Origin of the sequence: Herbaspirillum camelliae (genome assembly GCF_001929405.1) — a bacterium.
Classification (GTDB): domain Bacteria; phylum Pseudomonadota; class Gammaproteobacteria; order Burkholderiales; family Burkholderiaceae_D; genus Herbaspirillum; species Herbaspirillum seropedicae.
Map to the genome: position 1 here is coordinate 2,972,515 of NZ_KV880769.1, position 13,002 is coordinate 2,985,516.

Genomic DNA, 13,002 nt, shown 5'->3' on the forward strand with positions numbered 1-13,002 from the left:
TACCATGCGCTCAAATTAACCAAGAATTTACTTGGATAATAGTCCGGCGCCGGACAAAAGTCGATCAGCATCTGCTCTCTCCAATCATGAAGGAAACGCCATGACAACTTCTTCTTCCGCTCCGCCCGCCCAGCCTCAACCTCAGTCCCAGCCCGCCAGCGTGGCCAGCTGGGGCGAACTGCTGGGCCGCCGCCACGGCTGGTGCGCCGTCGCCCTGACCGGCGGCGTGGCCATGCATGCCATCAATGTCCACATCGTCACGACCATCCTGCCCTCGGTGGTACGTGATATTGGCGGACTCGATTATTACGCCTGGAACGTGACCCTTTTCGTGGTGACATCGATCATCGGTTCGACCCTGACCGGCAAGCTGCTGGCCCGCCTGGGAGCGCGTGCGGCTTACCTGCTGGCGCTGGCGGTGTTCGGCGCTGGCGCGCTGGTGTGCGCGGGCGCAGGCAGCATGGGCTGGATGCTGGCAGGACGGGCGGTGCAGGGTGTAGGTGGCGGGCTGCTGGCCTCGCTGGGCTATGCCCTGATTCCGTTGGTCTTCGAGCAGCGCTTGTGGTCGCGCGCCATCGCCCTGGTGTCGGGGATGTGGGGCGTCTCGAACTTGCTGGGGCCGGCCGTGGGTGGGCTGTTCGCGGCAGGCGGGCACTGGCGGCTGGCTTTCTTCGCGTTGCTGCCCTTGCTGTTGCTGCAGTCTGCGCTGGTGGTGCGGCAGTTGGGGCCGGACCGGGTGCGCGCGCAGTCCGATGCGGTGCAAGCCATGCCCTTGGGACGCATCTTCCTGCTGGCGCTGTCGGTCTTGCTGGTGGCGCTGGCGGCGCAGACCGGACAGGCCTGGAGCGCACTGGCCTGCGTGCTGGGCGGCGCCGGGCTGGGTGCATGGGTGGCGCGCATTGACCTGCGCCATCGCATCAGCCTGTTGCCGCGCGACGGCTATCGGCTCTCCACGATGATGGGCTGCGCCTTTGCCTGCATCTCGCTGCTGGTGATGGCCAGTTGCGTGGAGATCTTCGTGCCGTACTTCCTGCAGAGCCTGCATGGTTACGCGCCACTGGCCGCTGGCTATGCCACCGCCGCCATGGCCGGCGGCTGGAGCGTGGGTTCGCTGGTGGGTTCCGGACGCAGTGCACAGGCGGCTGCACGCATGATCCGCATGGGGCCCTGGCTGATGCTGCTGGGTCTGCTGGCCCTGGCCGCGCTGCTGCCGGCGAGCTTGCTGGCGGCGGGCCTGGTGGCCGATGTGCTGGTCGTGCTGGCGTTGGCGGCTGCTGGCCTGGGCATTGGCGTGGGCTGGCCGCATCTGGTGGCGCGGGCCATGCAGGCGGCGCGTCCCGGGGAAGAGAACCTGACTTCCTCGGCCATCACCACCGTGCAGTTGTATGCGATGGCCATGGGCGCGGCCCTGGCCGGTCTGATCGCCAACCAGGCGGGCCTGGGCATGCCGGGCGGGGTGGACGGTGCGCGCCAGGCCGCCGGGGTGTTGTTTGCCGTGTTTGCGGTGGCGCCGGCCCTGGCCATCGTGCTCACGCGCAGGCTGGTGGCGCGTGCTTAGGCGTAGGAGGGAAGATGGAGCTGCCTGTGCCCATGACCGAGATCGACTATCACCTGCTGGTGGCCGAGTTCGACATGCTGTGGTCGCGCCCGCCTGATGCGGCCCTGCGCGAGCGCATGGATCAGATGATGCGTTTGATCTCGGCGTTCGAAGAGAGCCGGCGGATCGCTTCTTCTGCCTGAGCCAGGGCGGCTTCGGGCAGGCGCAGGTGGAGGTGCGCCAGGGTGTCGTGGCGGCTGTCCAGCAGTTCGTATTTCTGCTGCGCCAGCCAGTAGCGCAACTGCGGCTCGGCCGCATAGATCACGCCGATCTCGATCTCGGCCTGGGCCACGCGTTCGGTGCGCTGGGCTTCTTTGAGGGCGCTGGCGATGGCGTCGGTATAGGCCCGCACCAGTCCGCCCGCACCCAGCTTCACGCCGCCGAAATAGCGCACCACCATGGCCAGGACGCCATCGAGCTCATGGTGACGCAGTACTTCCAGCATGGGCCGGCCAGCGGTGCCGGAGGGTTCGCCATCATCGGACATGCCGGACTGGCCGCCGGCCATCAGCGCCCAGCAGACGTGGGTGGCGCTGCGGTGGGCGTCGCGCATGCGGGCGATTTCCTGCATGGCGGCCTCGCGTCCGGGCACCGGCATGACGATGCCGATGAAGCGGCTCTTGCGGATCTCCAGTTCGATCTCCACACGCTGGGCGAGGGTGAAGGTGGCCATGGCGTGGTACCGTCAGGCCTGGTGGTCGGCGTTGCCCTTGAGCAGGGCCAGTTCGGCGCGCAGGCCCTGGTTTTCTTCGGAGAGCTGCGCCACGCGGGCTTGCAGGGCGCTGATCTCGCGGCGCAGGGTGGCGGTGAGTTCGTTTTCCTGACCTTCCACCAGGGGGATAGCCACGTCGCCGACGCTGTCCTCGGCCTTGGGGGCGCGCGGCGTGCGGGTGGCGGCTTTCTGCTCGCGCACTTTCTTGGCGGCCTCGCGCAATTCCTTCTTGCCACCGGCCACTGCGCTGACCTGCACTTCGCTGGGCAGGGTGGCCACGGCAGCGGCGGCGTTGATGGAGATGGCGCCGCTGCGCACGGCCTGCACCAGTTCCGGTGCGGCGGTCTTGCGGATGCGGTCGATCTGGCCGATGGTGGCGCTGCTGATGCCGGCGGCGCGGGCGATGTCTTCGCGGGTCTTGATGCGGCCGGTGTTGTCGTCGGCATGCCAGGGGTCATCATGGGCCTGGGCCGCATCGGCGGGGGCGGTCTCGTCGCCGGCCGGGCTGTCGTCGCCGGCGCTGGTCTTGGCCGGCGTGGCCTCGGCCTTGGTGCGGGCGGCGATGATGTCGCGCTTGCGCAGGGCCAGCATGCCGCGCTGGAAGTCGGAGACGCTGCGGCGGCCCAGCTGGTTGTCGATCATCCAGAGCAGCACGTCCTCCAGCGATTGGAAGCTGTCGTTCTGGATGGTCTTGAAGGGCAGGTCGTACTTGCTGCAGATTTCGTAACGGTTGTGACCATCGATGAGCACCTCGCCCCATAGCACCAGCGCGTCGCGGCAGCCTTCGGCCAGCAGGCTGCGTTCCAGCGCGGCGTATTCGTTGGGAGTGAGCGGGTCGATGTACTGTTTCAGTTCTTCGTTGATGACGATATTCATGGTGGTGCCGTGCAAGACGATGCAAAACGATGCAAAACGATGCAAAACGATGCAAAACGATGCATAAGGAAGGCCTGGAGCCAGGCGGCGCATTCTACACCACTGGCATCTCGGACCCGGACACTGGCCGAGCTTGCAGTAGAATAGGGCGCTTCATTTCCCACCTGTCGTCTCATGCGCTTTCCCTTCCGTCTGGCTGCGGCCGCCCTTGCTAGCACTTTCTTCCTTTCCGCCTGCGGCACCTCTTCGTGGATGCCGGGCAGCAGTTCGCCCCGCGAGGGCAGTGCGGCCACTTCCTCGACGGTAACGCCGGTCAGCCCGACGCCGCGCCGCGTCAAGATCGGCCTGGCCCTGGGCGGCGGCGCTGCGCGCGGCTTTGCCCACATCGGCGTGATCAAGGCGCTGGAGGCGCAGGGCGTGCAGGTCGATGTGGTGGCTGGCACCAGCGCGGGCAGCCTGGTCGGTGCGCTCTATGCCGCCGGCAACGATGGCTTTGCCTTGCAGAAGCTGGCCCTGGCCATGGACGAGGCGGCCATCTCGGACTGGTCGGTGCCACTGTTCTCCAAGGTCAGCGGCGTGCTCAAGGGGGAGGGCGTGCAGAACTACGTCAACAAGGCCGTCAACAACGTCCCCATCGAGAAATTCAAGATTCCCTTTGGCGCGGTCGCCACAGACTTGCGCAGCGGCCAGCCTATCCTGTTCCAGCGCGGCAATGCCGGCATTGCCGTGCGGGCTTCGTCGGCGGTGCCGGGGGTGTTCCAGTCGGTGAAGATCGGCGAGCACACCTATGTCGATGGCGGGCTGGTGTCGCCGGTGCCGGTGCGCTTTGCGCGGCAGATGGGAGCGGACTTCGTGATTGCGGTCAACATCTCGGCCAATCCCGAGGCGCAAGCAGCTTCAAGCAGTTCCGTGGATGTGCTGTTGCAGACCTTTGCCATCATGGGCCAGACCATCAACCAGTATGAGCTCAAGAACGCCGACATCGTCCTGCAGCCTGGCCTGGGTGCGATGAAGGGCAGCGACTTCGCCAGCCGCAACGTGGCCATCATGGCCGGCGAGCAGGCGGCGCTGGCGGCCATGCCGGAGATCAAGCGCAAGCTCAAGGCCATGCAGATGGGCGAGTGATGGCCTGGGTGATGGTGTTGTAGAAATAAAAAAAAGGCCGCTGATGATAGCGGCCTATTTCGTTGAATTTGCTTGGTAAGCAGAACTCGGAATTGCGTAATTATTTACTTTTTACTTATTTGCTTTCTTCTTCGCCGGCCGCGATGCGGCGCGCACCATTGAAGCGCTTCTTCCAGTAGGACTCGTCCATGCTCTCGATACGCACCTGGCCGCCGGCCGAGGGGGAGTGGATGAACTTGCCGTCGCCCAGATAGATGCCCACGTGCGAGAAGCCACGACGCAGGGTGTTGTAGAACACCAGATCGCCGGGTTGCAGATTATCCTTGCCGATCTTTTCGCCCACGCGGCTGATTTCCAGCGAGGTGCGGGGCAGGTCGGTGCCCCATGCTTCCTTGAAGACGTAACGCACCAGGCCGCTGCAATCCAGGCCCGTATCAGGCGAATTGCCGCCGTAGCGGTAATTGATGCCCAGCATGGCCAGGGCCTGGGTGGCCAGTTCGGATGCGCGGTTGGTGATGTCTTGCAGGCGGGCGATCGCAAGATTGGTCTTGCTGATCAGTTGCTGGGCTTGCGGGGTAGTTGCCTGGGGAGGGGGAAGATCCTGCGCTGCCAGGGAAAGGTCAGCGGAATGAGCCGATGCACTGATCCAGAGGCCGGCTGCGAGCGCGCACGCGCGAGCGGTTTGTCGTCGGATTCGGTCAGATCGGCGTAGGGTCATCGGGATCCTCTCAAAATAGGATTGCGGGACTGTAAGGTAAATCTTACGTCTTGTCAAAAGCTGATTTCATGCCAGCTTGTCAAATTGAAATGATTTGTGGGGCAAAAGCGGGCTTCTCACGGTCTTCTCCCTGTAAGTGTTTTTCCTACAGGAGCTGTAAAAAATTTTTTCGCTAAATTATTTGCACTATTCGCGCAATTTGCACTACTTCCGTGATCTGCCTGTCGCGACCTGGCGAAGGGCTTCTTTCTGGTGCGTTAAATGCTGCATTAAAGGTGCATTAAAAACTCTCAACGATGAGTTTGTGGCGGCGGGGTGTCAAAAAAGCGATCTGGCCGTACAATCAGCGTTCGATTTTTTATGCCTACCGGAGCAAACATGCAAACCAAACCGTTTCTGACGCTGGACGACGTGAAGAAGATCGCCGCCGGCGCCGAAGCCGAAGCCCGTGCCAACAACTGGAATGTGGTCATTTCCGTGGTCGACGATGGCGGCCACCTGCTGTGGCTGCAACGCATGGACGGCGCTGCTCCGATCTCCTCGCAGATCGCCCCGGCCAAGGCCCGCACCGCTGCGCTGGGTCGCCGTGAAAGCAAGATCTATGAAGACATGATCAACAACGGCCGCGTCTCCTTCCTGAGCGCCCCCGGCCTGGATGGCCTGCTCGAAGGCGGCGTGCCTGTCGTCGTTGACGGCCACTACGTGGGCGCCGTGGGCGTCTCGGGCGTGAAGTCCTCGGAAGACGTGCAGATCGCCAAGGCCGGCATCGCTGCCCTGGGCCTGTAATCTCCTCCTCGACGCCGGTGGGCTTGCCTGCCGGCGTTCCCGCTTTTTTGCAGCCATTTCGGTGCTTCTTGCGGCAACTTTCGGCGATCTACGATTTGCCGGAGGGACGCTCTTGCGCTATAATTGAGCGGTTTAGCCAATTTTATCCGCCGTAGCGCATACCCATTCCTCTTCCTCGTTCCAAACAGGCCCAGCCACGCTCCCGTACCGAATGAGTCGGGGTGTTCGCGCCGGTCGGTTGGCGCGCAAAGGTCTACCGGTCATCCAGCCGCGGCGGTAACAATCTCAGGAGTTACCCTTGCTGCCTCTTCTTTCCGGTCCCGCGATTCCGGCCGTCCTCGCGCTCGCAGACGGGTCTGTCTTCCAAGGTTTTTCCATCGGCGCCGCAGGCAACACCACCGGTGAGGTCGTGTTCAATACCGCGATGACCGGCTACCAGGAAATCCTGACCGACCCCAGCTACAGCCGCCAGATCGTCACTCTCACCTATCCGCACATCGGCAACACGGGCGTGAACCGTGAAGACGTCGAAGCTTCGCAGATCCACGCCGCCGGTCTCATCATCAAGGACCTGCCGCGCCTGCTGTCGAACTTCCGCAGCCAGCAATCGCTGTCGGATTACCTCAAAGAAGGCAACATCGTCTCCATCGCCGGCATCGATACCCGCAAGCTGACCCGCATCCTGCGCGAGAAGGGCGCCCAGAACGGCGCCATCGTCGCCGGTGATGCGGACATCGCGGCGGCCACCGCCAAGGCACTGGAACTGGCGCGCGCCTTCCCCGGCCTGGCCGGCATGGACCTGGCCAAGGTGGTCTCCACCCAGAAGGCCTACAACTGGACCGAGACCGAATGGCGTCTGGGCCGCGGCTATGGCCAGCAGATCACCCCGAAATTCCACGTGGTCGCCTTCGACTACGGCGTCAAGTACAACATCCTGCGCATGCTGGCCGAGCGCGGCTGCAAGGTCACCGTGCTGCCGGCGCAAGCCACTGCTGCCGAGGCGCTGGCCCTGAATCCGGACGGCATCTTCCTCTCCAACGGTCCTGGCGATCCGGAACCCTGTGATTACGCCATCGCCGCGTCCAAGGAACTGATCGAGCGCGGCATCCCGACCTTCGGTATCTGCCTGGGTCACCAGATCATGGCCCTGGCCTCCGGCGCCAAGACCCTCAAGATGAAGTTCGGCCACCACGGCGCCAACCACCCGGTGCAGGACCTGGATAGCAAGCAGGTGATGATCACCTCGCAGAACCACGGTTTCGCCGTGGACCAGGCGACCCTGCCGGCCAACTGCCGCGTGACCCACGTCTCGCTCTTCGACGGTTCGCTGCAAGGCTTCGAGCGTACCGACAAACCTGCTTTCTGCTTCCAGGGCCACCCCGAAGCATCCCCTGGACCGCATGACATCGCTCCCCTGTTCGACAAGTTCGTGGCGATGATGGAGAAGAAACAAAATGCCTAAGCGTACTGACATCAAAAGCATCCTGATCATTGGCGCTGGCCCGATCATCATCGGCCAGGCCTGCGAATTCGACTATTCCGGCGCCCAGGCCTGCAAGGCCCTGCGTGAAGAAGGCTTCAAGGTCATCCTGGTCAACAGCAACCCGGCCACCATCATGACCGACCCGGAAATGGCTGATGCCACCTACATCGAGCCGATCACCTGGCAAGCTGTCGAGCGCATCATCGCCAAGGAAAAGCCGGACGCCATCCTGCCGACCATGGGCGGCCAGACCGCGCTGAACTGCGCGCTGGACCTGCACCGCAACGGCGTGCTGGACAAGTACAAGGTCGAGCTGATCGGCGCGACTCCGGAAGCCATCGACAAGGCCGAAGACCGCTCCAAGTTCAAGCAGGCCATGACCAAGATCGGCCTGGGTTCGGCCCGTTCGGGTGTGTCGCACACGATGGAAGAATCGTGGGCGGTGCAGAAGACCATCGGCTTCCCGGTCATCATCCGTCCGTCCTTCACCATGGGCGGCACCGGCGGCGGCATCGCCTACAACGCCGAAGAATTCGAAACCATCTGCAAGCGCGGCCTGGAGGCTTCGCCGACGTCCGAGCTGCTGATCGAAGAATCGCTGATCGGCTGGAAGGAATACGAAATGGAAGTGGTCCGCGACAAGGCGGACAACTGCATCATCGTCTGCTCCATCGAAAACCTGGACCCGATGGGCGTGCACACTGGTGACTCCATCACGGTCGCGCCGGCACAGACGCTGACCGACAAGGAATACCAGATCATGCGTAACGCCTCGCTGGCGGTGCTGCGTGAAATCGGTGTGGATACCGGCGGCTCCAACGTGCAGTTCTCGGTCAACCCGGCCGATGGCCGCATGATCGTCATCGAAATGAACCCGCGCGTCTCGCGTTCATCGGCACTGGCCTCCAAGGCCACCGGCTTCCCGATCGCCAAGATCGCCGCCAAGCTGGCCGTGGGCTTCACCCTCGACGAATTGCGCAACGAGATCACCGGCGGCGCGACCCCGGCGTCCTTCGAGCCGTCCATCGACTACGTCGTGACCAAGATCCCGCGCTTCACCTTCGAGAAATTCCCGCAGGCCGACAAGCACCTGACCACCCAGATGAAGTCCGTGGGTGAAGTCATGGCCATCGGCCGCACCTTCCAGGAATCCTTCCAGAAAGCCCTGCGCGGCCTGGAAGTGGGCGTGGATGGCATGAACGAAAAGACCACCGACCGCGAACTGATCGAGAAGGAACTGGGCGAACCCGGTCCGGACCGCATCTGGTACGTGGGCGATGCCTTTGCCCAAGGCTTCTCGTTGGAAGAAGTGCACGGCCTGACCCACATCGACCCGTGGTTCCTGTCGCAGATCAAGGAGATCGTCGATATCGAACTGTGGCTGGAAAAGGACGTCGCGCTGGAGTCGCTGGACAAGGCCACCCTGTTCCAGCTGAAGCAGAAGGGCTTCTCGGATCGCCGCCTGGCCAAGCTGTTGAAGACCACCGACACCGCCGTGCGCGAGCAGCGCAAGAAGCTGGGTGTGCGTCCGGTCTTCAAGCGTGTCGATACCTGTGCGGGCGAGTTCTCGACCGATACCGCCTACATGTATTCGACCTATGACGAAGAGTGCGAATCCAACCCGACCGACAAGAAGAAGATCATGGTGCTGGGCGGTGGCCCGAACCGTATCGGCCAGGGTATCGAATTCGACTACTGCTGCGTGCATGCCGCGCTGGCCATGCGTGACGATGGTTACGAAACCATCATGGTCAACTGCAACCCGGAAACCGTTTCGACCGACTACGACACCTCCGACCGCCTGTACTTCGAGCCGGTGACGCTGGAAGACGTGCTGGAAATCGTCGACAAGGAAAAGCCGGTTGGCGTGATTGTCCAGTACGGCGGCCAGACCCCGCTGAAGCTGGCGCTGGACCTGGAAGCCAATGGCGTGCCCATCGTCGGCACGTCGCCCGACATGATCGACGCCGCCGAAGACCGCGAGCGTTTCCAGAAGCTGCTGCAGGACCTGGGCCTGCGCCAGCCGCCCAACCGTACCGCCCGTACCGAAGCCGACGCGCTGCAACTGGCGCAGGAAATCGGTTACCCGCTGGTGGTGCGTCCGTCCTACGTGCTGGGTGGCCGCGCCATGGAAATCGTCCACGAGCAGCGTGACCTGGAGCGCTACATGCGCGAAGCCGTCAAGGTCTCGCATGACTCGCCGGTGCTGCTGGACCGCTTCCTGAACGATGCCATCGAAGTGGACGTGGATTGCCTCTCCGACGGTGAACGTACCTTCATCGGCGGCGTGATGGAGCACATCGAACAGGCTGGCGTGCACTCTGGCGACTCGGCTTGCTCGCTGCCGCCGTATTCGCTGTCCACGGAAACGATTGAAGAACTGAAGCGCCAGACCGCGCTGATGGCCAAGGGCCTGAACGTGGTCGGCCTGATGAACGTGCAGTTCGCCATCCAGCAAAGCGAAGTCGATGGCAAGACCGTCGATACCGTCTTCGTGCTGGAAGTGAACCCGCGCGCCTCGCGTACCGTGCCCTTCGTCTCCAAGGCCACCGGCCTGCAACTGGCCAAGATTGCCGCCCGCTGCATGGTCGGCCAGTCGCTGGACAGCCAGGGCATCAAGAACGAAGTCGTGCCGCCTTACTACAGCGTCAAGGAAGCCGTGTTCCCGTTCGTCAAGTTCCCGGGCGTGGACACCATCCTCGGCCCCGAGATGAAGTCCACCGGTGAAGTCATGGGTGTGGGCAAGACCTTCGGCGAAGCCTTCGTGAAGTCGCAGATGGGCGCCGGCGTGAAGCTGCCGAAGTCGGGCAAGGTCTTCCTGTCGGTGAAGAACAGCGACAAGCCGCGTGCCGTGCAAGTAGCGCGCGATCTGGTGGCGCTGGGCTTCTCGATTGTCGCCACCAAGGGGACGGCGGCTGCCATCAGCGCTGCCGGTCTCCCGGTGGCCACCGTCAACAAGGTGGTGGAAGGCCGTCCGCACATCGTGGACATGGTCAAGAACAACGAGATCGCCCTGGTGGTCAACACCGTGGAAGAAAAGCGCAACGCCATTGCCGACTCCGGAGCGATCCGTACCTCGGCCCTGGCCGCCCGCGTGACCACCTTTACCACCATCGCCGGTGCCGAAGCAGCAGTGGAAGGGATGCGCCATCTGGAGTCCTTGGACGTCTACGATTTACAAGGCCTGCATAAAGCTATACACTAAACCCACAACACGTTACTTTGTCGGCAGTATCTGACGCCGGCAAGCGCAGAGGGCATCTGAGCAATCGATGCCCTCTCTGACTTTTGGACGACACCCTGCGGCCACAACATGTTCAATGTTGCAGGGCAGATCCGTCCGGGGACGCTAAGGACATGACGCCACCGTGCCGCCGTTACAACGGCACCCGCTTGGCGTCATGTCCTTAGCGGCTCTGAGTCAGGAGCGCGTGTTGTTGAAGAGCTGACGGAATCCTGCAGCAACGGTCCGCATACCAGCCAGAATGTTCCCGCAAAGACGATGCTTGTCCGCCAGGTTGGCGGCGATGCTGTCCTTTTGCGTGTTCGCTGGCTCGCGGACCTTGGATGCGTCCTCCGTGTAACCCTAACCTTGAGCAAGAGACTTATGAGCACAGTTCCCCTTACCAAGCGTGGCGCCGAACTTCTGAAGGAAGAATTGCACCGTTTGAAAACCAAAGACCGTCCGGAAGTCATCAACGCGATCGCCGAAGCGCGCGCGCAGGGCGACTTGTCGGAAAACGCCGAATACGAGTCGGCCAAGGAGCGACAGGCCTTCATCGAAGGCCGCATCGCTGACCTGGAAGGCAAGCTGGGCGCGGCCCAGATCGTCGATCCGGCCGAACTGAACGCGGAAGGCCGCGTGGTCTTCGCCTCCACCGTGGACCTGGAAAACCTGGACAGCGGCGAGAAGGTGACCTACCAGATCGTCGGCCTGGACGAGGCCGACATCAAGGAATCCAAGGTCTCCGTGACCTCGCCCATCGCCCGCGCCCTGATCGGCAAGAGCGCTGGCGACGTCGTGGCGGTGGAAGCCCCGTCGGGTCTGAAGGAATACGAGATCCTGGAAGTGCGCTACGTCTGACGTGGCATCAGGCGGCCTGTCTGCGGATAGGCCGCCGCAGCGATCCCTCCAGCAAGGATGTGATCTGCTGCAAACTCCGACGAGCCGGAAATGAAAATGCCCGCATCAGCGGGCATTCTGTTTTTTGGACCGCAGCAAGCTGCAGCCCGGTGGGCGAACGACAATCAGCCGAGGGACTTCTTGGTGCTGCGCTGGCGCGGCTTGGCCTTCTTGACCAGGCCACCGGCGGTGATGCGCTCGTTACCCTTGAGCATGACCTTGCTCACCGAAGGGCGCTTGGTGGCGTGCGACTTGACGATGGTCACTTCGCGCAGGCCGCCCTTGGCGCCGGCAGCGGCTTTCTTGCCCTCGTCCTTCTGCGGGCGATACAGCACCAGCAGCTTGCCGATGTGTTGCACCGGGGCGGCCTTGAGCTCGGCGCAGATGGTTTCGTAGATCGCGATGCGGGCTTCGCGGTCGTCGCCGAAGACGCGTACCTTGATCAGGCCGTGGGCGTTCAGGCTCTTGTCGATTTCCTTCATCACGGATTCGGACAGGCCGCTTTCGCCAACCATCACAACGGGGTTCAAGCCATGGGCCTGGGCGCGCAGTTCGCTGCGCTCGGCGGGAGTCAATGTCAACATGGGAGTGCAGGTTCGGGACGGTGTCTCGGCGGCGCCAAGTTGTCCCTCAATGAGATAAAACCAGTATTCTACGCGAATGGCAAAGAACAAACTGAACAAAAACTGGTTACACGACCATATCAACGACCCTTATGTGAAGCTTGCACAGAAGGAGGGCTATCGTGCGCGCGCCGCCTACAAACTCAAGGAAATCGACGAGGAAGAGCGGCTCATCAAGCCTGGCCAGGTGATCGTCGATCTCGGCTGCACCCCCGGCAGCTGGTGCCAGTACGTGCGCAACAAGCTGGCCGGTGCGCAGGGCGGAGGCATCCATGGCACCATCATCGGCCTGGACATCCTGCCAATGGACCCGATTGCCGACGTCCACTATATTCAGGGCGACTTCCGCGAGGAGGAGCCGGTGCGCCAGCTGGAAGCCGTGCTGGACGGTCGCAAGGCCGACCTGGTGCTCTCGGACATGGCGCCCAACCTGTCCGGGGTAGCCATCGCCGACGCTGCCCGTGTGGAGTACCTGATCGACCTGGCCATCGATTTTGCGCAGCTACACATGAAACCTGGCGGCTCCTTGCTGGTCAAGTGTTTCAACGGGACTGGCTACAACGAGCTGGTGCATAAATTCCGGGCCGAATTCAAGACCGTGATGTCAAAAAAGCCCAAGGCCAGTCGCGATAAGTCGTCGGAAATCTTTCTTCTAGGGAAAATCCTGAAAAATCCTCGCAGCTAAATCGGTTAAAGTTGATGCGCAACAGCGTCAGAAGCTCGGTTTGAGCGCAAAATCTGCCAGATTTCTCTTCAGATGCTGCGTTTTCCTGACTTGTTTTGCCTGATTTCAGCCTCATATCGATTTTCAGGAATCGTCTGATTGCCTCTACCGGCTGTCCAGGACTGCTGATGGCGAAATGACAAGCCTGCTTCCAGAGGTAGCCCGCACGCGATGTTGCGTTGCGTGAGCGCACGCCGGGAGCAGGGCGGACGGCGGTTTTCTGTGTAAGGGTGTT

Annotated in this window: 12 protein-coding genes; 8 read left to right on the top strand and 4 right to left on the bottom strand. The window is 62.6% G+C overall.

Annotation, left to right across the window (positions count from 1 at the left end; all coding sequences use genetic code 11):
• The first annotated feature begins 100 nt into the window (after nucleotides 1–100).
• Nucleotides 101–1,558, top strand: a complete 1,458-nt coding sequence (locus tag BGK68_RS13220) for an MFS transporter (protein ID WP_075257483.1) — start codon at nucleotides 101–103, stop codon at nucleotides 1,556–1,558.
• 14 nt (nucleotides 1,559–1,572) lie between these two features.
• Nucleotides 1,573–1,740, top strand: coding sequence for a hypothetical protein (locus BGK68_RS28010; protein WP_198937199.1), 168 nt, complete (start codon nucleotides 1,573–1,575; stop codon nucleotides 1,738–1,740).
• Here BGK68_RS28010 and BGK68_RS13225 read toward each other — a convergent pair.
• A complete protein-coding gene (locus BGK68_RS13225; RefSeq protein ID WP_075257484.1) occupies nucleotides 1,680–2,270 on the bottom strand; it encodes an IMPACT family protein in 591 nt (196 codons plus the stop codon). The two genes, BGK68_RS28010 and BGK68_RS13225, sit on opposite strands and share 61 nt — an antisense overlap.
• Nucleotides 2,271–2,282: 12 nt before the next feature.
• Entirely contained in the window at nucleotides 2,283–3,185 is a 903-nt protein-coding gene (locus BGK68_RS13230; RefSeq protein WP_075259820.1) for a hypothetical protein, read from the bottom strand.
• 174 nt (nucleotides 3,186–3,359) lie between these two features.
• On the opposite strand from BGK68_RS13230, the gene BGK68_RS13235 reads away from it, so the two are divergent.
• Nucleotides 3,360–4,310: a patatin-like phospholipase family protein gene (locus tag BGK68_RS13235; RefSeq protein ID WP_075257485.1), complete on the top strand. Its 951-nt coding sequence runs from the start codon at nucleotides 3,360–3,362 to the stop codon at nucleotides 4,308–4,310.
• A gap of 115 nt (nucleotides 4,311–4,425) precedes the next feature.
• Here the strand turns inward: BGK68_RS13235 and BGK68_RS13240 are convergent, their stop codons facing one another.
• On the bottom strand, nucleotides 4,426–5,028 hold the full coding sequence (locus BGK68_RS13240) for a C40 family peptidase (RefSeq protein ID WP_075257486.1): 603 nt from the start codon (nucleotides 5,026–5,028) through the stop codon (nucleotides 4,426–4,428).
• 378 nt (nucleotides 5,029–5,406) lie between these two features.
• Between BGK68_RS13240 and BGK68_RS13245 the strand changes: the two genes are divergently transcribed.
• The 4 genes from BGK68_RS13245 to greA all read left to right on the top strand — a co-directional run bounded on the left by BGK68_RS13245 (nucleotide 5,407) and on the right by greA (nucleotide 11,381).
• On the top strand, nucleotides 5,407–5,814 hold the full coding sequence (locus BGK68_RS13245; protein WP_013233398.1) for a GlcG/HbpS family heme-binding protein: 408 nt from the start codon (nucleotides 5,407–5,409) through the stop codon (nucleotides 5,812–5,814).
• 298 nt (nucleotides 5,815–6,112) lie between these two features.
• A complete protein-coding gene (gene carA, locus BGK68_RS13250; protein WP_075257487.1) occupies nucleotides 6,113–7,276 on the top strand; it encodes a glutamine-hydrolyzing carbamoyl-phosphate synthase small subunit in 1,164 nt (387 codons plus the stop codon).
• Complete coding sequence (gene carB, locus BGK68_RS13255) at nucleotides 7,269–10,502, top strand: carbamoyl-phosphate synthase large subunit (RefSeq protein WP_075257488.1); 3,234 nt, start codon at nucleotides 7,269–7,271, stop codon at nucleotides 10,500–10,502. The genes carA and carB overlap by 8 nt, the downstream gene beginning before the upstream one ends.
• A 402-nt stretch (nucleotides 10,503–10,904) precedes the next feature.
• On the top strand, nucleotides 10,905–11,381 hold the full coding sequence (gene greA / locus BGK68_RS13260) for a transcription elongation factor GreA (RefSeq protein ID WP_013233401.1): 477 nt from the start codon (nucleotides 10,905–10,907) through the stop codon (nucleotides 11,379–11,381).
• 164 nt (nucleotides 11,382–11,545) lie between these two features.
• Here the strand turns inward: greA and yhbY are convergent, their stop codons facing one another.
• A complete protein-coding gene (yhbY, locus tag BGK68_RS13265) occupies nucleotides 11,546–12,004 on the bottom strand; it encodes a ribosome assembly RNA-binding protein YhbY (protein WP_013233402.1) in 459 nt (152 codons plus the stop codon).
• 76 nt (nucleotides 12,005–12,080) lie between these two features.
• Between yhbY and BGK68_RS13270 the strand changes: the two genes are divergently transcribed.
• Entirely contained in the window at nucleotides 12,081–12,728 is a 648-nt protein-coding gene (locus BGK68_RS13270) for an RlmE family RNA methyltransferase (RefSeq protein ID WP_075257489.1), read from the top strand.
• The last annotated feature ends 274 nt before the right edge of the window (nucleotides 12,729–13,002 follow it).